This is a genomic window from Kitasatospora sp. NPDC057198, from assembly GCF_042670125.1.
Taxonomy (GTDB): domain Bacteria; phylum Actinomycetota; class Actinomycetes; order Streptomycetales; family Streptomycetaceae; genus Kitasatospora.
The window spans coordinates 1-22,045 of sequence record NZ_JBHUWH010000087.1 but is presented as its reverse complement, the minus strand read 5'-3'; the positions used below and the strand labels follow the sequence as shown (position 1 = coordinate 22,045).

21 protein-coding genes and 1 riboswitch are annotated in these 22,045 nt (G+C 71.9%); of the genes, 10 read left to right on the top strand and 11 right to left on the bottom strand.

Translation table 11 applies throughout. The features are described from left to right. Positions 1-90 precede the first annotated feature (90 nt). Positions 91-357, bottom strand: a complete 267-nt coding sequence (locus ACFUEL_RS13320; RefSeq protein ID WP_380236276.1) for a hypothetical protein — start codon at positions 355-357, stop codon at positions 91-93. A 149-nt stretch (positions 358-506) separates the two neighbouring features. Here ACFUEL_RS13320 and ACFUEL_RS13315 point away from each other — a divergent pair, with 149 nt between their 5' ends. Together ACFUEL_RS13315 and ACFUEL_RS13310 are read left to right on the top strand one after the other, a co-directional pair. Beyond that, entirely contained in the window at positions 507-1,310 is an 804-nt protein-coding gene (locus ACFUEL_RS13315; RefSeq protein WP_380236274.1) for a rhomboid family intramembrane serine protease, read from the top strand. Then, positions 1,307-1,588 (top strand): Lrp/AsnC ligand binding domain-containing protein, encoded by a 282-nt coding sequence (locus ACFUEL_RS13310; RefSeq protein ID WP_176187285.1) that lies wholly within the window; start codon positions 1,307-1,309, stop codon positions 1,586-1,588. The genes ACFUEL_RS13315 and ACFUEL_RS13310 overlap by 4 nt, the downstream gene beginning before the upstream one ends. A 7-nt stretch (positions 1,589-1,595) precedes the next feature. On the opposite strand, the gene ACFUEL_RS13305 is transcribed toward ACFUEL_RS13310, so the two are convergent. From ACFUEL_RS13305 to ACFUEL_RS13295, 3 genes are all read right to left on the bottom strand, one after another. Next, positions 1,596-2,966 carry an aminotransferase class V-fold PLP-dependent enzyme gene (locus ACFUEL_RS13305; RefSeq protein WP_380236272.1) on the bottom strand — a complete coding sequence of 457 codons (1,371 nt, stop codon included), beginning with the start codon at positions 2,964-2,966 and terminating at the stop codon, positions 1,596-1,598. A gap of 47 nt (positions 2,967-3,013) precedes the next feature. After that, positions 3,014-3,131, bottom strand: a riboswitch (SAM riboswitch). A gap of 257 nt (positions 3,132-3,388) precedes the next feature. Continuing rightward, complete coding sequence (trpD, locus tag ACFUEL_RS13300; protein WP_380236271.1) at positions 3,389-4,462, bottom strand: anthranilate phosphoribosyltransferase; 1,074 nt, start codon at positions 4,460-4,462, stop codon at positions 3,389-3,391. A gap of 120 nt (positions 4,463-4,582) precedes the next feature. Continuing rightward, on the bottom strand, positions 4,583-5,008 hold the full coding sequence (locus ACFUEL_RS13295) for a hypothetical protein (RefSeq protein ID WP_030460979.1): 426 nt from the start codon (positions 5,006-5,008) through the stop codon (positions 4,583-4,585). A 305-nt stretch (positions 5,009-5,313) separates the two neighbouring features. Between ACFUEL_RS13295 and ACFUEL_RS13290 the strand changes: the two genes are divergently transcribed. From ACFUEL_RS13290 to ACFUEL_RS13270, 5 genes are all read left to right on the top strand, one after another. After that, on the top strand, positions 5,314-5,934 hold the full coding sequence (locus ACFUEL_RS13290; RefSeq protein ID WP_030460978.1) for a heme-copper oxidase subunit III: 621 nt from the start codon (positions 5,314-5,316) through the stop codon (positions 5,932-5,934). Between the two features lie 91 nt (positions 5,935-6,025). Beyond that, complete coding sequence (locus tag ACFUEL_RS13285; protein WP_380236270.1) at positions 6,026-6,847, top strand: c-type cytochrome; 822 nt, start codon at positions 6,026-6,028, stop codon at positions 6,845-6,847. Positions 6,848-6,855: 8 nt separating this feature from the next. After that, positions 6,856-7,911, top strand: coding sequence for a Rieske 2Fe-2S domain-containing protein (locus ACFUEL_RS13280; RefSeq protein WP_380236269.1), 1,056 nt, complete (start codon positions 6,856-6,858; stop codon positions 7,909-7,911). After that, on the top strand, positions 7,908-9,569 hold the full coding sequence (locus ACFUEL_RS13275) for a cytochrome bc complex cytochrome b subunit (RefSeq protein ID WP_380236268.1): 1,662 nt from the start codon (positions 7,908-7,910) through the stop codon (positions 9,567-9,569). The genes ACFUEL_RS13280 and ACFUEL_RS13275 overlap by 4 nt, the downstream gene beginning before the upstream one ends. A gap of 105 nt (positions 9,570-9,674) precedes the next feature. Then, positions 9,675-10,040 (top strand): GntR family transcriptional regulator, encoded by a 366-nt coding sequence (locus ACFUEL_RS13270; RefSeq protein ID WP_380236267.1) that lies wholly within the window; start codon positions 9,675-9,677, stop codon positions 10,038-10,040. 55 nt (positions 10,041-10,095) lie between these two features. On the opposite strand, the gene ACFUEL_RS13265 is transcribed toward ACFUEL_RS13270, so the two are convergent. After that, the gene (locus ACFUEL_RS13265; protein WP_380236266.1) at positions 10,096-11,703 is read right to left on the bottom strand and encodes an amidohydrolase; all 1,608 of its coding nucleotides are present in this window, start codon (positions 11,701-11,703) and stop codon (positions 10,096-10,098) included. Positions 11,704-11,713: 10 nt separating this feature from the next. After that, a complete protein-coding gene (locus ACFUEL_RS13260; protein WP_380236265.1) occupies positions 11,714-12,361 on the bottom strand; it encodes a TetR/AcrR family transcriptional regulator in 648 nt (215 codons plus the stop codon). 109 nt (positions 12,362-12,470) lie between these two features. Between ACFUEL_RS13260 and ACFUEL_RS13255 the strand changes: the two genes are divergently transcribed. Continuing rightward, positions 12,471-13,913: a purine-cytosine permease family protein gene (locus ACFUEL_RS13255; RefSeq protein WP_380236264.1), complete on the top strand. Its 1,443-nt coding sequence runs from the start codon at positions 12,471-12,473 to the stop codon at positions 13,911-13,913. 82 nt (positions 13,914-13,995) lie between these two features. On the opposite strand, the gene ACFUEL_RS13250 is transcribed toward ACFUEL_RS13255, so the two are convergent. The 4 genes from ACFUEL_RS13250 to coxB form a co-directional block, all read right to left on the bottom strand. After that, positions 13,996-15,327: an Ig-like domain-containing protein gene (locus ACFUEL_RS13250; protein WP_380236263.1), complete on the bottom strand. Its 1,332-nt coding sequence runs from the start codon at positions 15,325-15,327 to the stop codon at positions 13,996-13,998. 171 nt (positions 15,328-15,498) lie between these two features. Beyond that, the gene (locus ACFUEL_RS13245; RefSeq protein ID WP_380236262.1) at positions 15,499-15,915 is read right to left on the bottom strand and encodes a cytochrome c oxidase subunit 4; all 417 of its coding nucleotides are present in this window, start codon (positions 15,913-15,915) and stop codon (positions 15,499-15,501) included. After that, positions 15,912-17,690, bottom strand: coding sequence for a cytochrome c oxidase subunit I (ctaD, locus tag ACFUEL_RS13240; RefSeq protein WP_380236261.1), 1,779 nt, complete (start codon positions 17,688-17,690; stop codon positions 15,912-15,914). The genes ACFUEL_RS13245 and ctaD overlap by 4 nt, the downstream gene beginning before the upstream one ends. Next, the gene (coxB, locus tag ACFUEL_RS13235; protein ID WP_380236260.1) at positions 17,687-18,547 is read right to left on the bottom strand and encodes a cytochrome c oxidase subunit II; all 861 of its coding nucleotides are present in this window, start codon (positions 18,545-18,547) and stop codon (positions 17,687-17,689) included. Before coxB ends, ctaD begins: the two co-directional genes overlap by 4 nt. A gap of 362 nt (positions 18,548-18,909) precedes the next feature. On the opposite strand from coxB, the gene ACFUEL_RS13230 reads away from it, so the two are divergent. Beyond that, a complete protein-coding gene (locus tag ACFUEL_RS13230; RefSeq protein WP_380236259.1) occupies positions 18,910-20,295 on the top strand; it encodes a cysteine desulfurase/sulfurtransferase TusA family protein in 1,386 nt (461 codons plus the stop codon). Between the two features lie 184 nt (positions 20,296-20,479). On the opposite strand, the gene ACFUEL_RS13225 is transcribed toward ACFUEL_RS13230, so the two are convergent. Continuing rightward, positions 20,480-21,457, bottom strand: coding sequence for a carbohydrate kinase family protein (locus ACFUEL_RS13225; RefSeq protein WP_380236258.1), 978 nt, complete (start codon positions 21,455-21,457; stop codon positions 20,480-20,482). Positions 21,458-21,661: 204 nt separating this feature from the next. On the opposite strand from ACFUEL_RS13225, the gene ACFUEL_RS13220 reads away from it, so the two are divergent. Continuing rightward, entirely contained in the window at positions 21,662-21,880 is a 219-nt protein-coding gene (locus ACFUEL_RS13220) for a hypothetical protein (RefSeq protein WP_380236257.1), read from the top strand. Positions 21,881-22,045 lie beyond the last annotated feature (165 nt).

Sequence of the window (22,045 nt, the reverse complement as noted above, 5' to 3'; positions counted from 1 at the left end):
CTACCGTGCCGCACCGACAGCACCCCGCCGACGAGTCCGCCCCGCGCCCCCGTCCGGGGCGGACGGGAACGCGGGGCGGTCGGTGCGGCGTCAGCCCTGCTGGGCGTCGCCCTCCGGGGCCTCCTCGGCGCCGGGGCGGGCCACCAGCTCGACCTGGTCGACGGCGTTGCACCAGCGGCAGCGCACCGACTCGATGGTCTCGGAGAGCACCTGGGTCTCCTCGACCTTGGACTCGCCGGAGAGGTCGAAGTGCAGGAAGTCGGTCACCCGGGACGAACGGGTGACGTCGAAGCGGGTCAGGTTGCCGCACAGGGTGCAGCGCCAGCGGGTCTCGGCGGTCGGCGCGGCAATGCTCATCAGTGGTCCCTCTCGGCTGGTCCCGGTTCCGGGCCTCCAGCCTATTGCCTGCCGCCGGACGGACGGATCACCGGTCCACAGCCCGGACGCTCACCCGGCCGGAGCAGCGCCCGGTGTCGCGGGTGCGCCCCCGAGGAATGCTGACCGGCATGGTGCTCTCCGCCCCCGCCCGGGCCGGCTCGCCGGCGGCCGAGCGGGCCGTCCGCACCCCGGTCGCCACGTACCTGCTGATCGCGCTGACCGCGCTGGCCATGCTGGTCGGCCCGTCCGGCCTCAATCCGCTGTACGGCAGCGGGGACGCCCGCGCCTGCGCCGAGCAGCGCTACGAGCACCGCTGGGGCGCCGTCCCGGCCGAACTGCTCGGCGGCCACCCGCTGACGGCCGCCCAGCTGTCGGCGCTCCCCCCGGCGGCGCCCGGCTGCGTGCTGCCGGCCACCCCCGGCAAGATCCCCGAACTGTCGGCGCTGACCGCGCTGTTCGTCCACGCGGGCTGGCTGCACCTGATCGGCAACCTGCTGTTCCTGTTCGTCTTCGGCCCGGCGGTGGAGGCCCGGCTGGGCCGGATCCGCTTCCTGACCGGCTACCTGGCGATCGGCGTGCTGGCCACCTACGGCTACGCGCTGGCCGAGTCGGGCACCCCGGACGCGGTGCGGGCGCTGGTCGGCGCGTCCGGCGCGATCGCCGGGGTGCTGGGCGCGTACCTGCGGCTGTACCCGAGGGGTCGGGTGACCGCGCTGGTGCCGCTGCTGCTGTTCCTGCCGCTGCGCTTCCCGGCCTGGCTGGTGCTCGGCCTGTGGTTCGTCCTGCAGTTCTGGTCGGTCACCTCCGGCGGCGACGGGGTGGCGTACCTGGTGCACGTGATCGGCTTCGTGACGGGCTGGCTGTTCGCCTGGGCCGCCCGTCCGGCGGGCGATACCCTGGGCCCACCTTCTCGAACAGGAGTCGCTCAGTGATCACCGCGATCGTCCTCATCAACACCGACGTCGACCGGATCCCCGAGATCGCCGAGGCGATCGCCGCCATCGAGGGCGTCAGCGAGGTCTACTCCGTCACCGGCACCTACGACCTGGTCGCGATGGTCCGGGTGCGGGGCCACGAGGACCTGGCCGAGGTGATCCCCGGCCGCCTCAACAAGGTCCCGGGCGTCACCAACACCGAGACCCACATCGCCTTCCGCACCTACTCCCAGCACGACCTGGAGGCCGCGTTCTCGCTCGGCCTGGACGGCTGAGCGCCGCTCAGCGCCGGGTGTCGACGACGCAGCGGCCGCCCTCGTTGCGGTAGCTCCACTTCGCGCCGTCGCTGACCAGCTCGCGGACGGCGGTCAGGAACCGGTCGACGTGCTCGACCGGGGTCCCGGCGCCGAAGCTGACCCGGATCGCGTTCAGGCTGCGCTCGCCGGGCAGCGACGGCTCCGGCGCCCCGCAGACAGCTTCCTGGTGGGGCGCCGCCCCCGACTCCCCGCCGAGCAGGGTGCGCACCAGCGGGTGCGCGCAGAACAACCCGTCCCGGACGCCGATGCCGTACTCGGCGGACAGCGCGGCCGAGAAGTGCGAGCTGTTCCAGCCGCGCACCACGAACGAGACGACGCCGACCCGGTCGGAGCCCTCGCCGAACAGGTTGAGCACCCGCACCTCGGGGATGCCCGCCAGGCCATCGGTCAGCTTCGCCACCAGCGCCCGCTCCCGGGCCTCCAGCGCCTCGAAGCCCGCCTCGTCCAGCGCCCGGCAGGCCGAGGCGATCGCGTACGCGCCGATCACGTTCGGCGAACCGGCCTCGTGCCGCGCCGGGCCGGTGTGCCACTCGACCGCCACCGAGCCGTCCAGCTCCCGGGCCACCGTCCGGCTCGCCCCGCCGCCGGCCAGGTACGGCTCGGCCGCGTCCAGCCAGTCGGAGCGGCCCGCCAGCACGCCCGCGCCGAACGGCGCGTACAGCTTGTGCCCGGAGAACGCCACCCAGTCGACGTCCAACTCCCGCACCGAGACCCGGTGGTGGGGCGCCAACTGGGCCGCGTCCAGCACCACCCGGGCGCCGTACCGGTGCGCGACCGCGGTCAGCTCCTTCACCGGCCACAGCTCGCCGGTGACGTTCGACGCCCCGGTCACGCAGAACAGCTTCGGGCCCTCGGCCGCGCCGAGCAGCGCCTCCTCCAGCGCCGCCACCGCCTCGGCGTGCGAACGCGGCGCCCGCAGGTAGCGCACCGCCAGGCCCTCGCGCCGCCACGGCAGCAGCGAGGCGTGGTGCTCGGTCTCGAACGCGAACACCTCGGTCCCGGCCGGGACCGCCCCCGCCAGCAGGTTCAGCGAGTCGGTGGTGGCCCGGGTGAACACCACCTGGTCCCCGTCCCGCAGGTCCAGGAACTCCGCGACGGTCCGCCGGCTCTGCTCGAACAGGTCGGTCGACAGCTGCGACAGGTACCCGGCCCCGCGGTGCACCGACCCGTAGTACGGCGCGTACGCCGCGACGTCGTCCCACACCCGCTTCAGCGCCGGGGCGCTCGCCGCGTAGTCCAGCGCCGCATACCCGACCTTCTCGCCGGAGGCCAGCGGCACCTCGACGTCCGCGCCCAGCACGGCGAGCGGCTCACAGATCTCGGTGGTCACGGACATGGGTGCACTCCTCCACAGGGTCAGGACCCCGGAGGAGAGACACCGGAAGTCCGCGCTTGCCACGCGGACTTGTCGCCACGCAGCCCGGTCCTCACCCAGGGCACCCCGCCACGGACGGAGGGTTGCCGGACAGCCAGCTGGGGCTTCGCGCTGTCACTCATGACCTGGCGAAGACAGTACACGACACCGCCCCCGTCTCAACACCCGCCCACATCCCGAGACAACCGCCAGGGACTCGGGAGAGCACCGCCAGGGGCCCGGGGAACGGCGGGTCCGTGCTGCTGACGGCCGGAGCCCACCGGAAAGTCCGTGCTGCTGCGTGCCTTGAACAGAACCAAAAGCAGCCGCGCGCTCCGGCAGTGAACCGTCAGCAGCCACGGGCTCGCCGTTCCCCGAGCCCCTGGCGGTGCCCTCCCCAGCTCTCAGGCTTGCGTGACCTCGGCCCAGCGCTTCAGCAGTTCCCCCGCCGCGCCGGAGTCGATCGCCGCCGCCGTCCGCGTCATCGCCGCCGCGATCTGCTCGGTGAGCGGTGCGTCCCCCAGCTCCAGCGCGACCAGCGCGGCCGCGCTGTTGAGCACGACGGCGTCCCGTACCGGCCCGCGCTCGCCGCCCAGCACCCGGCGGGCGACGTCCGCGTTGTACTCCGGGTCCGCGCCGCGCAGCGCCTCGATGCCGACCAGTTCGATCCCGACGTCCCGCGGGTCGAACCGGGTCTCGGTGACCTGGCCGTCCCGGACGACCCACACGTTCGAGGTGGTGGTGACGGTCAGCTCGTCGAGCCCGTCGTCGCCGCGGAAGACCAGGCCCCGGGCGCCGCGCCGGGCCAGCACGCCGGCGATCAGCCCGGCCAGCCGGGTGTCGAAGCAGCCGACGGCGTGCGAGGTGACCTTGGCCGGGTTGGTGAGCGGGCCGAGGATGTTGAAGACCGTGGGGACGGCCAGCTCCGCGCGCGCCTGGGCGGTGTGGCGCATCGAGGGGTGGAACTTGGCGGCGAAGCAGAAGGTCAGGCCGACCTCCTCGGCCGTCGCCGCGACCCGCTCCGCGGAGAGGTCGAGGTTGACGCCGAGCCGTCCGAGCACGTCCGAGGAGCCGGAGGCGGAGGAGGAGGCCCGGTTGCCGTGCTTGACGACCTTGGCGCCGGCGGCGGCGGCGACCACCGCGGACATGGTGGAGATGTTGACGGTCTTGGCCCGGTCGCCGCCGGTGCCGACGATGTCGACGGCCGGCCCGGGGATGTCCAGCGGGAGGGCGTGCGCGTACATCGCCTCGACCAGGCCGGCGATCTCCTCGACCGTCTCGCCCTTGCCGCGCATGGCGATCAGGAACCCAGCGACCTGGACGGGGCTGGCCTCGCCGCTCATGATGCGGTCCATCGCCCAGGCGGTGTCGGCCTGCGAGAGGTCGTCGCCCCCCAGCAGCGAGCTCAGCAGGTCGGGCCAGGTGCGGACCACCTGCGCGGGGTCGCTACCGCCGTTCGCAGAGTGCGCGTTCACCATGGCCGACTCCAGCTCTCGTCTACGTTCCAGAGGAATGGACGTCAGCCTATCGAGGGAGCGGGGACGGCCGCCCGGGGTTGCCGTCCCCTTCTCTCCAGTTGAGACGCGGCGGTGGGACGGTCAGCGCCCGGCGGGTGCCCGCCGGGCGAGCCGGGCCCGCAGCAGCGCGGTCGCGGCGTCGGCCAGGGCGACCGGGTCGACGGGGTGCGAGATGGCCGCGTCGGCCCGGCTCCAGGCGGCGAGCCAGGAGTCCTGCGGGCGGCCGATCACGACCAGGACCGGCGGGCAGCCGTAGATCTCGTCCTTCAGTTGCCGGGTGAGGCCGAGCCCGCCGACGGGGGCGGCCTCGCCGTCCAGCACGCAGAGGTCGATCCCGCCCTTCTCCAGGGCGCGCAGCACCGCGGGGGCGGTGGCGCACTCCAGGTACTCGAGGGCCGGGACGTCCGCGGCGGGCCGCCGGCCGAGGGCGAGGGTCACCTGCTCACGGGTGTTGCGGTCGTCGCTGTAGACGAGAACGGTGAGCGTCTCGTCGGAGTGCTGCGCCATGGCCCCTGCTTCCTGGTGCTCGTCCTCTTATATGTGTGCCCACGCCGGGCGGCCCCGACCGAACGGCCCAGTGTGACCCGGACCACGTCCTGGGACGGATGCTACTCCCGCGCGCGCGTCCTGCGGAGACCCCGACGCGATCTCGCTCAAGCCGCCGCGCCCCGGGGTCACCCCGCCGGCCCAGCGCGGTCACCCGCTCCGAACAACCGTCAGAAAACGGGCGGTGCGCGAGGCGGGCATACCTCACGCACCGGACACTCCGAGGGAGACCCCCCGGCGTGAAGACGGAATAAGGGACCGACATAATGTCCGTCGTGGCGACAGCAACAGCAACAGAAACCGGACACGCGCACGGAGCGGTCAACAGGCCGAACCTGGTCAGCGTCGGAACCATTGTCTGGCTGAGCTCGGAGCTGATGTTCTTCGCGGCCCTGTTCGCGATGTACTTCACCCTCCGCTCGGTCAAGGGCGCCGAGTTCTGGCACGAGAAGGCCCATGCCCTCAACGTGCCGTTCTCCTCGGTCAACACCACGATCCTGGTGCTCTCCTCGCTCACCTGCCAGCTCGGCGTGTTCGCCGCCGAGCGCGGTGACGTGAAGAAGCTGCGCTCGTGGTTCACGATCACCTTCGTGATGGGCGCCATCTTCATCGGCGGCCAGATCTTCGAGTACACCGAGCTGGTCAAGAAGGACGGCCTCTCGCTGTCCTCCGACCCGTACGGCACGGTGTTCTACCTGACCACCGGCTTCCACGGACTCCACGTGACGGGTGGTCTGATCGCCTTCCTGCTGGTCCTCGGACGGACCTACGCGGCGCGGCGGTTCACCCACGAGCAGGCAACCGCGGCGATCGTGGTGTCGTACTACTGGCACTTCGTCGACGTCGTGTGGATCGGCCTGTTCGCGACCATCTACCTGATCAAGTAACAGCCGCCCCGCCCCTGACCCGGCGTCACCTCGACGCGTGGGAGTCGGGGGCAGGCTGCTGCCGACCAGATCCTGACACCGGGGTTAATCCGTGAAAAAGCTCTCCGCACGACGGCGCCACCCACTGGCGGCGGTCGTCGTCCTACTTCTCGCCCTGGCGGCCACCGGGGGGCTGTACGCCGCTTTCGCGCCCGCCGAGAAGGCGCAGGCCGACAGCTCCGCGCAGTCGCTCGCCATCGACGAGGGCAAGAAGCTCTTCGCCGTCGGCTGCTCCTCCTGCCACGGCCTGAACGGCCAGGGCACCACCGACGGCCCGTCGCTGGTCGGTGTCGGTTCCGCCGCGGTCGACTTCCAGGTCGGCACCGGCCGCATGCCGGCCCAGCAGCCGGGCGCCCAGGTCCCGCGCAAGAAGAACATCTACTCGCAGGCCGAGATCGACCAGCTGGCCGCCTACGTGGCCTCGCTCGGCCCCGGCCCGGTGGCCCCGACCACCGAGCAGTACGAGCCGTCCACGAACGAGAAGACCAACGCCGAGCAGGTCGCCAAGGGCGGCGAGCTGTTCCGCACCAACTGCGCCCAGTGCCACAACTTCGCCGGCAAGGGCGGCGCGCTGACCAACGGCAAGTACGCCCCGTCCCTCGAAGGCGTGGACGCGAAGCACATCTACGAGGCCATGCAGACCGGCCCGCAGAACATGCCCTCCTTCCCCGACACCACCATGCCGGAGGAGCAGAAGCGCGAGATCGTGGCGTTCGTCCGCCACACGAACGACGAGCCCAACCCGGGTGGTCTCGCCCTGGGCAGCCTCGGTCCGGTGACCGAGGGCCTGTTCGGCTGGATCTTCGGTCTCGGCACGCTGATCGCCATCGCGATCTGGGTCGCCGCCCACACCACCAAGGCCAAGAAGTCATGAGCCACGACATGTCAGAGAACCTGCCGGAGGCGCACGGCGCCTCCCACGGCACGGACGTCGTCTCCCACGACGACCCGTTCGCCGACCCGGGCCTGCCGGCCCACGAACCGCGTCGGACCGACATCGACGAGCGGGCCGCCAAGCGGGCCGAGCGCCAGGTGTCGCTGCTGTTCGTGGTCTCGATGCTGGCGACCATCGGCTTCATCGCGTCCTACGCGTCGATCGACGCCGACAAGCTGGTCTACATCTTCCCGCTGGGCCACGTCAGCGCGCTGAACTTCGCCCTGGGCATGACCCTCGGCGTCGCGCTGTTCTGCATCGGCGCGGGCGCGGTCCACTGGGCCCGCACCCTGATGTCGGACCACGAGCTGCCGGCCGAGCGCCACCCGATCGAGGCCGACGACGACGTCCGCAACGACGTCATCGAGCAGTTCAAGACCGGTGCCGCGGAGTCCGGCTTCGGCCGCCGCAAGATGATCCGCAACACCCTGATCGGCTCGATGGCCCTGGTGCCGCTGTCCGGCGTGGTGCTGCTGCGCGACCTCGGTCCGCTGCCGGAGAAGAAGCTGCTGCACACCGGCTGGGACAAGGCGGAGCCGAGCAAGCCGATCCGCCTGGTCAACATGAACACCGACACGGCCATGAAGCCCGAGGACATCATCCAGGGCTCGCTGACCTTCGCGAAGCCCGAGGGCCTCGAGGAGTCGGCCGAGGACTTCCAGCAGCAGATCGCCAAGGACGCCCTGATGCTCATCCGGATCGCCCCGGAGGACATCAAGGACGACAAGTCCCGGGAGAAGGGCTTCGAGGGCATCCTCGCCTACTCGAAGATCTGCACCCACGTCGGCTGCCCGATCTCGCTGTACGAGCAGCAGACCCACCACGCGCTCTGCCCCTGCCACCAGTCGACCTTCGACCTGGCGGACGGCGCTCGCGTCATCTTCGGCCCGGCCGGCCACCCGCTGCCGCAGCTGAAGATCACCACCGATGAGCAGGGCTTCCTGATCGCCACCGGCGACTTCGACGAGCCCGTCGGCCCGAGCTACTGGGAGCGTCCGCGATGAGTTCCGCAAGCGGCACGAGGAACAGTGCCTCCAAGCCGGCCAGCACCCGGGCCAAGCCCGCCAACAAGGCCGAGGCGACCGCCGACTGGGTCGACGGCCGGCTGGGGATCTACTCCCTGGCCAAGGCCAACCTGCGCAAGATCTTCCCGGACCACTGGTCCTTCATGCTCGGTGAGATCTGCCTCTACAGCTTCATCATCATCATCCTCACGGGTGTGTACCTGACGCTGTTCTTCAAGCCGAGCATGGCGGAGACCGTCTACCACGGCACCTACCTGCCGCTGAACGGCATCAAGATGTCGGAGGCGTACGCCTCCACGGTGAACATCAGCTTCGAGGTCCGCGGCGGTCTGCTGATCCGCCAGATCCACCACTGGGCCGCGCTGGTCTTCGTGGCCGCGATGTTCGTCCACATGATGCGCGTCTTCTTCACCGGCGCGTTCCGCAAGCCGCGCGAGATCAACTGGCTGTTCGGCTTCCTGCTGCTGTGCCTGGGCTTCTTCGACGGCTTCTTCGGCTACTCGCTGCCGGACGACCTGCTGTCGGGCACCGGCATCCGCTTCATGGAGGGCGCGATCCTGGCGGTGCCGATCGTCGGCACCTACATCCAGATGTTCCTGTTCGGCGGCGAGTTCCCGGGCACCGACATCATCCCGCGCTTCTTCACCATCCACGTGCTGCTCATCCCGGGCATCATGCTGGGCCTGCTGGTGGCGCACCTGATCCTGGTCTTCTACCACAAGCACACCCAGTGGGCGGGTCCGGGCAAGACCGAGAAGAACGTCGTCGGCATGCCGCTGATGCCGGTCTACATGGCGAAGGCCGGCGGCTTCTTCTTCCTGGTCTTCGGCATCATCGCGGTGATGTCCGCGGTCGCCACGATCAACCCGGTGTGGGCGTACGGCCCGTACCGTCCGGACCAGGTGTCGACCGACGCCCAGCCCGACTGGTACATGGGCTTCGCCGAGGGCCTGATCCGCTTCATGCCGGGCTGGGAGATCTCGGTCTGGGGCGGCCACACGCTGAACCTGGGCGTGTTCATCCCGCTGATGATCTTCCCGCTGGTGCTGGTCGCCATCGCGGTGTGGCCGTTCATCGAGTCCTGGGTCACCGGCGACAAGCGCGAGCACCACATCCTGGACCGCCCGCGCAACGCCCCGGTCCGCACCGCGTTCGGCGCGGCCTGGATCGCGCTGTACCTGGTCCTGCTGGTCGGCGGCGGCAACGACCTGTTCGCCACCCACCTGCACATGTCGATCAACACGATCACCTACGCGGTCCGCGTCGGCTTCTTCGTGGTGCCGGTCCTCACCTTCATCGTCACCAAGCGCTGGTGCCTCGGCCTGCAGCGCCGCGACAAGGACAAGGTGCTGCACGGGCGCGAGTCCGGCATCATCAAGCGCCTGCCGCACGGTGAGTTCGTCGAGGTCCACACCCCGCTGTCGCAGAAGGACCTGCACACCCTCACCGCCCACGAGCAGCCCCGGCCGCTGGAGCTGCCCGCCGAGACGGACGAGAACGGTGTGGCCCGCAAGGCCGGCGTGGTCACCAAGACCCGGGTGAAGCTCTCCGAGGGCTTCTACGGCGAGGGCAACCAGATCGCCAAGCCCACCAGCGAGGAGTACCGCGAGATCACCAGCGGCCACGGCCACCACTGATCCCGCTCAGCTGTCACGCCACGTCAGAACCCCCACCGGCTCCGGCCGGTGGGGGTTCTGGCTTTCCGGGGCGGTTCCGGCCCGGCGCCCTGTTATGTTGACCGGGTGCACCTGGTGATCGACGCCCAGTCCCCCGCCCCGCCGTACGAGCAGATCCGCTCGCAGGTCGCGGCGCTGGCCCGCACGGGCGAGCTCCCGGTCGGCCTGAAGCTCCCCACCGTCCGCGCGCTGGCCGAGCAGCTCGGCCTGGCGGCGAACACGGTGGCCCGCGCCTACCGCGAGCTGGAGGCCGACGGCGTGGTCGAGACGCACGGCCGGGCCGGCACCACCGTCGCCCCCACCGGCGACACCGCGCACCGGCTGGCCGCCGGCGCCGCCGCCGAGTACGCGGCCCGCGCCGCCCGCCTCGGCCTCACCCGCGACGAGGCGCTGGCCGCCATCGCCACCGCGCTCGACGTGGCCTACCGCTGAGACGCCGAACGGCCGGCCCCCCTTCCGGAGGACCGGCCGCCGCCGTCCGTACGCCTCACACCGCCCGGTGGGTGACCTCGCCGTCGAGCACCGTCATCAGCACCGGCAGCCGGGCCAGTTCGGTGTCCGGCACGGTCAGCGGGTCGTCCGCCAGCACCGTCAGGTCGGCCCGGAAGCCGGGGACCGGCCGCCCGGCATGGGCCTCCTCGCCCGCCGCCCAGGCCGGGGCCAGGGTGTACCCGGCGAGCGCCCGCAGCGGGGTGAGGGCCTGGCCGGGCAGGTGCGGGGGCCGGCTCAGGTCGCGGCTGGGGCGGCGGTGGCGGGCGCCGGCCATCACGCCCAGCGGTTCGAACGGGGCGATCGGCCAGTCCGAGCCGAGGACGACCCGGGCTCCGGCGTCGGCCAGGTCGCGGCAGCGGAAGGCCCTTCCGGCGCGCTCCTCGCCGAGCCGCCGGGACCAGTTGTCGGTGTGGTCGGCCCGGGTGTAGTCGGTGCAGTGGGTGGGCTGCATGGAGGCGGTGACGCCCAGTGCGGCGAACCGGGCGACGGTGTCGTCGGGCACCGTCTCGATGTGCTCGATCCGGTGCCGGGCACCCGGGCCGTGCTCGGCGACGGCCCGCTGCACCGCGTCCAGGACGTGCCGGACGGCCGCGTCGCCGATCGCGTGGGTGGCGGTCGGCACCCCGGCCCGGTGCAGTTCGCCGATCACCCGGGTGTAGGCGGCGGGGTCGGGCCAGAACGCGCCGGTGGACTCGCCGTGGCAGTCGGGGTGCTCCAGCCAGGCGGTGCCGTTGTCGATGGTGCCGTCCATGAACAGCTTGGCCCCGGCGACCCGCCAGCGCCGGCCGCCCCCGCCCTGGCGCCGGACCAGTTCGGCCAGCTCGGCCGGGCCCGCGCCGGGCTGCACCCAGGGGGCGATCCGCAGCCGGAGCGGGAGTTGTCCGCGCTCCTCCAGGGCGGCGTAGACGGCCAGGCTCTCCCCGTTGGCGTCCATCGCGTGGCCGCCGGTGAGGCCCGCCGCGGCCATCCGCCGCAGTACGTCGGCGGTGGCCCGGCAGAGCTCCTCGAAGCTCGGCCGGGGGGCGACCGCCTCGACGAGTTCGCAGGCGGCGTCCTCCAGCAGCAGGCCGGTGGGGCGGCCGGCGGCGTCGCAGACCACCTCGGCCGAGCCCTGCTCGAAGCGGCGCGGCCCGTCGATGCCGGCCAGTTCCAGCGCCCGCCGGCTGACCAGCATCGAGTGCGCGTCGAACAGGTCGATCGCGGCCGGGACGCCGTCCAGCACCGGGCCGACGCTGTCGGCCGAGACCGGCAGGCCGCCGAAGGCGTTCGGGTCCAGGCCCCAGCCGCGCAGCCACTGGCCGTCCTTCAACTCCCTGCGAGCCACTGCCAGTTCGGCCCGCAGCCCGGCCAGGTCGGTGCAGCCGGAGAGGTCCGCCCCGGCGGTGCGCTCGGCGCCCGAGACGGGGTGCAGGTGGCCGTCCACCAGGCCGGGGACGACCACCGCGCCGTCCAGGTCGACCGTCTCGGCGCCGCCGCCCCGCCCCGCGTCCGGCCCGTACCCGGCGATCCGGCCGCCGCTCAGCACGAGCGTGTCGTGCGGCAGGAAGGCCCCGCTGCCGGGGTCGAGCAGCCGGGCGTTGGTCAGGACGAGGTCGGGGTGCACGGGGGGCTCCTCAGCGGTGGTGCGGTCGGTGCGGGCTGCCGAGCGCCCCGGCCGGGAGGCCGAGTTCGCGTTCGGCGAGGGCGTGCGCCATCCCGGTGACCGCCCCGGGTCGCCCGGTGCGGTCGGTGTTGGCGTGCGCCCCCAGGCCGTCCAGGACGACCAGGAGCTGGACGGCGGTGACGTGCGCGTCCGGGGTGCGGAACTCCCCGGCGGCGACGCCGTCGGCCAGCAGGGCCGTCAGCGCCTCGCGCCAGTGCGCCTCCTGCCGGCCGACCCGTTCCCGCAGGGCGGGGCGGAACCGGCTGAGGTGGCGGGCGTTCAGCCACAGCCGGCTCAGCTCGTCGTAGCGCGGCCCCTCGGTGCGGCCGAGGAAGCGGGCCAGGCGCCGCACCGCCGGGAGGGCGGCGTCGGCGGCGGGCAGCAGCTCGGCCAGCTCCCCGGACGCGGCGGCGCCGAAGGCTTCGGCGACGAGCTCCTCGGCCACCGGGAAGTAGTGGCTGATCAGTCCGGGGCGGACGTCCAGCTCCTCGGCGACCCGCCGCATCGTGATGCACTCCAGGCCCTCGGCGAGGGCGATCCGGGCCGCGGTGGCCACGATCTCCGCCCGCCTGGCCTCGGGGTTCTTGCGCACCCGTTTCGGCCGGTCGCTTGACGACATGCCCCGCACGCTATTGGATGTGCGACCAATAGACAAGCCGCCTTCCGCATCGGCCGCTCCCGCACCGCCGACCGCACCGGCACCCGCACTCGAAACCTCGGAGGACTCCATGGAATCCACGATTCCAGACCCCCGCACGGAGCTCCCCACTCCCCCGCCCGCCGCCGACCGGGCCGGACGGATCGAGGCCCACGGCATCGACCACATCCCCGACTCCGAACGCCACGGCCGCCCCCGCGACCTGTTCGCCGTCTGGGCCGCCCCCAACGTGAGCTACCTCAACCTGGTGGTCGGCGGCACCCTGGTGCTGATCGGCCTCGACCTGTGGCAGTCGCTCGCGGTCATCGTGGCCGGCAACCTGCTCTGGGCCTGCGTCGGCCTGCTCGCCGTCAGCGGCCCGGCCGCCGGCGCCCCCAGCGAGGTCATCATGCGGGCGGTCTTCGGCGTCCGCGGCAACCGGGTGAACACCGCCGTCACCGGCTGGCTGGTCTCGGTCTGCTACCTCGCCCTCAACTGGGCGGCCGCCGCGCTCGCCGCCTCCGGCCTCGCCGAACGGGCCGGGCTCACCCCCGGCACCCCGCTCAAGGTCCTGCTCGTCGTGCTGATCGCGGCCGCCACGCTGGCCATCTCGGTGTACGGCCACGCCACCATCGTCCGGCTGTACGGGCCGTTCACCCTCGTGCTGACCGCGGTCTTCCTGCTGCTCAGCGGCTACCTGCTGACCGGCGGCCACACCGACTGGCACTACCGGCCCGCCGAGCCGCTGCACGGCGCCGCCCTGGTCGCCGCGCTGGCCGGCGGCACCGCGCTGATCGCCTCCGCCCCGCTGTCCTACTCCACCGGCGCCGACTTCTCCCGCTACCTCCCGCGCACCTCCTCCCCGCGCGCGGTGGCCGGCTGGACGGCGCTGGGCGCCTTCGTCCCCAGCGTCCTGTTCACCGCGCTGGGCACCTTGGCCGCCACCACCCTGGACATGACGGACCCGCAGTCCGCCCTCACCGCCGTCCTCCCCGGCTGGTTCCGGCCGCTCTTCCTGCTCGCCGTCGTGCTCAGCGCGGTCGCCAACAACGCCATGACCGCGTACTCCTCCGGCCTCGCCCTGCAGGCCGTCGGCCTGCGCCTGCGCCGCTCCCGCAGCGTCGTCCTGGACGGGACGCTCGGCGTCGCCCTCACCCTGTACGCGCTGCTGGTCTCCAACTTCCTGGACACCGTCAACGACGTGCTGGAGCTGATGGTCGCGCTCACCGGCCCGGTGATGGCCGTCTACGCCGCCGACCTGCTGTGGCGCCGCAACCGCTACCACGGCCCCGACCTGGCCGACGAGAGCCCCGCCTCCCCCCACTGGTACTCCGGCGGCGTCAACCCGGCCGGCGCCGCCGCCCTCCTGCTCGGCACCGCCGCCGCGACGCTCTGCCTCTCCACCCGGCTGTTCACCGGCTGGATCGCCGGGGCCCTCGACGGCACCGACCTCTCCCTCCCGGCCGGGATGCTCACCGCCGCCGCCGCGTACTGGCTGCTGATGTCCCGCACCCGCACCCGCCCCGCCGCGTAGGGCCGCGCGCCGCGACGACGGCGAGGTCCGCCCGGCGGGAGCTCCTGGCTCCCCGGGCGGACCTCGCCGCACCCGCCGCGCCTCACCGGCCCGCGGCCCGCACCTCCGGCGCCGGCGCCGACGCCGAAGCCGACGTCGATGCCGGAACGCTCGCGCTCGCCGACGCGCCCGGCGTCGCGTTCACCCCCTCCTCGGGGGCCGCCGTGCTGACCGGCTTGCCCAGCGCGCTGTGCTTCACGTACTCGTCGAAGCCGATGTTCCAGTCGCCGAAGCCGTTGCCGAACGGCTCCATCTCGTGGCCCTTGCTGTTGACCACCTGCACGATGTCACCGACCCGGGTGTTGTCGAAGAACCACTTCGCCTCGTCGGTGCTCATGCCGGTGCAGCCGTGGCTGACGTTCTCCTTGCCCTGCGCCCACACCGACCACGGCGCGGCGTGCACGTACTCGCCGCTCCAGGTGACCCGGGTCGCCCACTTCACGTCCAGGTCGTAGGACTCGCTGCTGCCCGCCGCGATGCCGATCGTCTCGCTGCTCATCCGGACGTCCGACTCCTGGCCGAGCACCACCTTGACGCCGTTGCGGGTGTCGAAGCCGGGCTTGCCGGTGGTGACCGGGATGGTCTTCACCACCTCGCCGTTGCGCTTGTACGTCAGCTGGTCGGTGCCCGCGTCGACCAGCGCCTCGATCCGGTCGCCGGTCCGCAGCGCCAGGCTCTGCTCCTCGCCGCCGTAGACGCCGTCGGAGATCCGGACGCCCGGCAGGTCGTAGGCGAGCTTGACGGTGGTGTTGGCCGGCCAGTACTCCTGCGGCCGGAAGTGCAGGTTCTCGTCGTCGACCCAGTACCAGGCGCCGGTGACGGCGGGCTGCGAGGTGACGGTGAGTCCGCGTTCGATCTGCTGCCGGGCCGCCGGGTCGGTGACCGCCTCGGAGAGCTTGACGGTGAGCGGCTGGCCGACGCCGTAGACGCCGCTGCCCGAGCTGTCGGGGCCGAGTTCGGCGGTGACGACGTGCTGCGCGTCGGCGGTGGTGAAGCTGGAGTCGGTCTCGCCGCGGCCGCCCCGGCCGTCCTCGGCCGCGACCTTGACGGTGTACGCGGCCCCGGCCCGGAGCGGGTCGGTGGTCTGCCAGTGCTGCTGGTCGGCGGCGAGCTGACCGGCCACCGGCTTCCCGTCGGGGCCGGTGACGGTGACGGCGGCGAGCTTGTTGCTGCCGTCCGTGGTGACGCTGAACGCCTTCGCCGGGTCGGCCTCCTCCCCGGCGGCCGAGGTGTGCACCAGCGGGGTCACGTCGATCTGACGGGACGTTTCCTTCTCCGACGAACCGCCGTCCGCGGAACAGGCCGCGGCCGGTGCCAGGACCAGCATGGCGGCCAGCGCGGTTCGGGTGGAGCCGACTATCCGAGAGCCCTTCAACGGAACCTCCCAGGGGTATGAACCTGGCTCCGAGCGTAGGAAGGCGTCACCCGGTCGGCACTCCGGGTAACCCGGGCGGGGGACGACCGCCGGTAACCCCGGGAACGACGGGGGCCGGGCACCCCCCGAGGGGAGTACCCGGCCCGCCGTGCGGCTCGCGCGATCCGGAACCTACTGGTTCTGGTTCTCGCCGCGGTAGAACTCGAAGACCCAGCCGAACAGGCCGATCAGGATGACCGGGATCGACCAGTACAGCAGCCACCAGCCGAAGATGACGCCCAGGAAGGCCAGTGCGCCACCGATCGCCAGCGAGAGCGGCTGCCAGCTGTGCGGGGCGAAGAAGCCCACCTCGCCGGCGTCGTCCGAGACCTGGGCCTCGGGGTTGTCACCCGCGCCGGTGTCCACCCGCTTGGCGGTGAACGCCAGGTAGAAGCCGATGAAGGCGGCCAGGGCGAAGGCCAGGAAGAGCGCGGTGGTACCGGCGGCCTCCAGACCGTGGTCCGACTTCATGGTCCAGACCATGTAGGTGATCGCGATGGCCAGGATGAAGACGGCCAGACCCGCGAAGATCTTTCCCTGTTCCTTCATCGGGCGTCACCCTCATTCTTGCCCTTGCCCAGCGACGGACGGTCGTACTGCGCGGGGGTCACACCCTCGAAGTGCTTGGCCGGCTCACCGTGGTTCTCCAGGTAGTCCAGCGCGGCGATCTCCGGGTGGTGCAGGTCGAACGCCGGGGATTCCGAGCGGATCCGCGGCAGGGTGGTGAAGTTGTGCCGCGGCGGCGGGCAGGAGGTCGCCCACTCCAGCGAGCGGCCGTAGCCCCACGGGTCGTCGACCTCGATCTTCTCCCCGTACTTGGCGGTCTTCCAGACGTTGTAGAGGAACGGCAGGATCGACAGGCCGAGCAGGAAGGAGCCGATGGTGGAGACGGTGTTCAGCGTGGTGAAGCCGTCGCTCGCCAGGTAGTCGGCGTAGCGGCGCGGCATGCCCTCGGCGCCCAGCCAGTGCTGGACCAGGAAGGTGGTGTGGAAGCCGATGAACAGCGTCCAGAAGGTGATCTTGCCGAGGCGCTCGTCCAGCATCTTGCCGGTCATCTTCGGCCACCAGAAGTGGAAGCCGGCGAACATCGCGAAGACGACGGTGCCGAACACCACGTAGTGGAAGTGCGCGACGACGAAGTACGAGTCCGAGACGTGGAAGTCGATCGGCGGGGAGGCCAGCAGGACGCCGGTCAGACCGCCGAACAGGAAGGTCACCAGGAAGCCGACCGTCCAGAGCATCGGGGTCTCGAAGCTCAGCGAGCCCTTCCACATGGTGCCGACCCAGTTGAAGAACTTCACACCGGTCGGGACCGCGATCAGGAAGGTCATGAACGAGAAGAACGGCAGCAGTACCTGTCCGGTCACGTACATGTGGTGCGCCCACACCGTCACCGAGAGGCCGGCGATGGCGATGGTCGCGGCGATCAGGCCGGAGTAGCCGAACATCGGCTTGCGGCTGAACACCGGGATGATCTCGGAGACGATGCCGAAGAACGGCAGCGCGATGATGTACACCTCGGGGTGGCCGAAGAACCAGAACAGGTGCTGCCAGAGCAGCGCTCCACCGTTCGTCGGATCGAAGACGTGCGCCCCGAACTTCCGGTCCGCCTCCAGGGCGAACAGCGCGGCCGCGAGGACCGGGAAGGCCAGCAGGACCAGCACGGCGGTCAGCAGGACGTTCCAGACGAAGATCGACATCCGGAACATCGTCATGCCGGGCGCGCGCATGCAGATGATGGTGGTGATGAAGTTGACCGCGCCGAGGATGGTGCCGAAGCCGGAGAAGGCCAGGCCCATGATCCACATGTCGGCGCCGATGCCGGGCGAACGGACCGCGTCGCTCAGCGGCGAGTAGGCGAACCAGCCGAAGTCGGCGGCGCCCTGCGGGGTCACGAAGCCGGCCACCGCGATGACCGAGCCGAACAGGTACAGCCAGTAGGCGAACATGTTCAGCCGCGGGAAGGCCACGTCGGGGGCGCCGATCTGGAGCGGCATGATCCAGTTGGCGAAGCCCGCGAACAGCGGGGTGGCGAACATCAGCAGCATGATCGTGCCGTGCATGGTGAACGCCTGGTTGAACTGCTCGTTCGAGAGGATCTGCGTCCCCGGACGGGCCAGCTCGGCACGCATGACCAGGGCGAGCACGCCGCCGATCAGGAAGAAGGCGAACGAGGTCGCCAGGTACATCGTGCCGATCGTCTTGTGGTCCGTGGTGGTGAGCCACTTGATGATCGCGTTGCCCGGCTTGCGCACCCGCGGAGTCCCCGAGGTGACGGCCCCGGCTCCCCCACCGGCCGCGGCGGGCTCGTTGAGGATGGTCACTTCTCTTCACTACTTCCCGTGGTGGGGAGGATGCCTGCGGGAACCGCGCCGGCCTGGCCCTTGTCGCGGAGGTCCTTGAGGTGCTGCTCGTACTCGTCGGCCGGAACGACCTTCACGTTGAACAGCATCCGCGAGTGGTCGGTGCCGCAGAGTTCGGCGCACTTGCCCCGGTAGGTGCCGAGCGCGGTCGGGGTGACCTGGAACTCGTTGACCACACCGGGCACGACGTCCATCTTCATCATGAAGTTGACGGGCCAGAAGTCGTGGATGACGTCGTTGGAGGTCAGCCGGAACTTCACGGTCTCGTTGATCGGCAGGTAGAGCGTCGGAGGCTCCTTGGTGCTGCCGACCTCGTACGCGGCGGTGGTGCTCGCCGGGTCCGGGATCTCGGAGTTCTCGTAGTTGAACGCCCAACTCCACTGGAAGCCCACCACGTTGATGGTGTGCTGGGGCTTGGCGTCGACCTTCGTCAGGGTGGCCTCGTCGCGGGCGACGAAGTAGAACAGCACCGAGACGATGACGAGCGGGACCGCGGTGTACAGCGCCTCGATGGGCACGTTGTACCGGGTCTGAGCGGGGACCTCCACCTTGGTGCGGCTGCGCCGGTGGAAGAACACGCTCCAGAGGATCAGACCCCACATCAGTGCGCCAACAACCAGAGCCGCGATCCACGAGCCCTGCCACATGTGAAGGACCAGCGGGCCTTCCTTGGTGACGGGACTGGGGAGGCCAAGCCTGGGCAGGTCGTTGGCCGAGCAGCCGGTGGCGGTCGCGATGACGAGGCCCAGTGCCAGCGCCTGAGGCAGCTTCCGCCGCATCGTGCGCCGCGGCGAGCGGTCGGAGCCGTTGGGACTCACGTAGCGCCTTCCCGAAGTCTCGCCCGCGAACGCACCACCGGGAGGAGACTGTTGCCCAGTCCCCTCGGCGGCCCGGCCACGGGCACGGTTTGAATGCTTATGCGGGCCAAACGCTACTCCATCCTTATGCGGCACTCACGGGCAGCCCCCGGTAACGCGCCGCCCGGCTACCCGATCAGCCCCCGAGGGGTGAACCACCCCTTCGGGGCGGACGGAGTCGCAGGTCATGGCGGACATCCGAGCCTCCCACGACCGAACGGGCGACCGTACTGCGACACGCGGGTGACGGGCCGTCGGCTCCCCCGCCGAGCGGGAGGAATCACCCCGTAAGGGGCACCCCCCGCGTCGTCTACGGTGGCCGGGTGCCCTACTTCGACGCCGCCTCCACCGCCCCGCTGCACCCCGTCGCCCGGCAGGCCCTGCTCGCCGCCCTCGACGAGGGCTGGGCCGACCCCGCCCGCCTGCACCGCTCCGCCCGGCAGGCCCGGATGCTGCTGGACGCCGCCCGGGAGACCGTCGCCGAGGCGCTCGGCGCCCGCGCCGACGAGGTCTCCTTCACCGCCTCCGGCACCCAGGCCCTCCAGTTGGGCGTCCTCGGCGCCCTGCGCGGCCACCGCCGCCGCGGCTCCCACCTGGTGCACTCCGCCGTCGAGCACTCCGCCGTGCTGCACACCGCCGAACGCTGGGAGGCCGACGGCGGCTCCGCCACCTCCGTCCCCGTCGACCGCCACGGCCGGGTGTCCGCCGGGGAGTTCGCCGCCGCGCTGCGCCCCGACACCGCGCTCGCCGTCCTGCAGTCCGCCAACCACGAGGTCGGCACCCTGCAGCCGGTCACCGAGACCGCCGCGCTGCTCGGCGACGTCCCGCTGCTGGTCGACGCCGCGCAGAGCGCCGGACGCCTGCCCGTCCCGGCCGGCTGGTCGCTGCTCACCGCCAGCGCCCACAAGTGGGGCGGCCCGGCGGGCGTCGGGGTGCTCGCCGTCCGCAAGGGCGTCCGCTTCTCCTCCGCGCTGCCCGCCGACGACCGCGAGGCCGGCCGGGTGCCCGGCTTCCCCAACGTGCCCGCGATCGTCGCCGCCGCGGCCTCGCTGCGCGCCGTCCGGGCCGAGGCCGCGGCCGAGAACGCGCGGCTGCGCGAGCTGGTCGAGCTGATCCGGCACCGCGTCCCGGAACTGGTGCCCGCCGTCGAGGTGGTCGGCCACCCCGAACTGCGCCTCCCCCACCTGGTGACCTTCTCCTGCCTGTACGTCGACGGCGAGGTGCTGCTCACCGAACTCGACAAGGCCGGCTTCGCGGTGAGCTCCGGCTCCTCCTGCACCTCCAGCACCCTGACCCCCAGCCACGTGCTGGCCGCGATGGGCGTCCTCACCGAGGGCAACCTGCGCGTCTCGCTGCCCGCCGGCACCACCCGCGCCGAGGTCGACGCCTTCCTCGACGCCCTCCCCCGGGTCGTCGCCGGGGTCCGCGCCCCGCTCGGCCTCGACCTGCCCCTCCCGGCGGGCGGCTCCACCGGGGCGCTGGTCCTCGACACCCTGGGCAGGCGCTGCCCGATCCCGGTCATCGAACTCGCCAAGCACATCGGCGAGGTCGCCCCCGGCGGCCGCGTCGCCGTCCTCTCCGACGACGAGGCGGCCCGCCACGACATCCCCGCCTGGTGCGAGATGTGCGGCCACACCTACGCGGGCGAGGCCCCCGCCACGGAGTACGGGGGCAGCCACGGCACGGCCTACCTGGTGCAGAGGACGTGAAGCACCAAGGTGAACCACCAGGGGCTCGGGGAACGGCGAGGCCCAGTCTGCTGACGGTTCACTGCCGGAGCGCGCATCGGCTTCTGGTTCTGTTAAAGACACGCAGCAGCACGGACACTTCGATGGGCTCCGACCGTCAGCAGCACGACCCCGCCGTTCCCCGGGCCCCTGAATGCGCTTCCGGTCAGAGGGCGATCTTGGCGCTGATCTGCTTGGCCGCCTCGGTGCCGTAGGCCGTCTCGAAGCGCTCCAGGAAGTGGCCGCCGCGCAGCTCGTACTCCTGGGTGCCGACGGTCTCGATGACCAGGGTGGCGAGCATGCAGCCGATCTGGGCGGCGCGCTCCAGGCCGAGCTCCCAGGAGAGGCCGGCCAGGAAGCCGGCGCGGAAGGCGTCGCCGACGCCGGTGGGGTCGGCCTTGCGCTCCTCGGCGGGGCAGCCGACCACGATGTCGGGCTCGCCGCGGCGCTGGATGCGGACGCCCTTGGGGCCCAGGGTGGTGACCCGGGTGCCGACGCGCTCCAGGATCTCGTCCGCGGACCAGCCGGTCTTGGACTCGATCAGCGCGGCCTCGTACTCGTTGGTGAAGAGGTAGGCCGCGCCGTCGACGATCTCCCGGATGTCGTCGCCCTCCAGGCGGGCCAGCTGCTGGGAGGGGTCGGCGGCGAAGGCGTAGCCGCGGGTGCGGCACTCCTGGGTGTGCCGCACCATCGCGGCGGGGTCGTCGGCGCCGATCAGCACCAGGTCGAGGCCGCCGACCCGGTCCGCGATCGGCTTGAGCTCGATGTTGCGGGCCTCGGCCATCGCGCCGGTGTAGAAGGACGCGATCTGGTTGTGGTCCTGGTCGGTGGTGCACATGAAGCGGGCGGTGTGCCGGGTCTCCGAGATGTGCACCGAGTCGGTGTCGACGCCGTGCCGGTCGAGCCAGCTGCGGTACTCGGCGAAGTCCCCGCCGGCCGCGCCGACCAGGACGGGGTTGAGGCCCAGCACGCCCATGCCGTAGGCGATGTTGGGGCCCACGCCGCCGCGGCGGATGTCCAGGGTGTCGACCAGGAAGGACAACGACACCGTGTGCAGCTGCTCGGGGACCAATTGGTCGGAGAAGCGTCCGGGGAAGGTCGTCAGGTGGTCGGTGGCGATCGAGCCGGCGACGGCGATGCGCACGGGGTCTCCTCTGGCGGCCCGGCGGTGGCCGGAGCTTGGGGGCAGCAACCCGCCTACGGTACCCGGCCCGGCGGGGTGCTACCGGGCGGTAAGGCTGTCTTCCGGACGCGGGTCGGCCTAGGGTCGCCAGTACGGGGGCCGGACGCGGCCCCCGTCCAGTCCGCGGCACCGTGGCCGCGGCACGGCGATCGGAGCTGGGGACACATGGTCATCGATCACTCGTCCGGATGGACACCGGGCCGTCGCAGCACCGACCCCGAAGCCGGAACGCTCGCCGAACTCCTGGACTCCTCACGCCGGTTGGGCCGGTTCTGGCCCGTCGCCGGACCGCTCCCGACGGCCGCCGCACCGGCCCTCCCGGCCGTCCGGGTGCCGGTGGCGGCGCGCCGGGTGGTGGCGGGCATGCCGGAGTACGGGGCCTAGTGCCGCGTCAGGCAACCTTCGCCCGTCGCGACGCCCGGCACGCCCCCTCGCCGCACCGGCCGAAAACCCGAGTACACCCAGTACGAGGGCTTCCGGCCGGCACGCCGAGAGAACGCACCAAGGGGGCACCTCCCAGCCCCCCTCGGGGCTGGGGGAGCCGCTCCT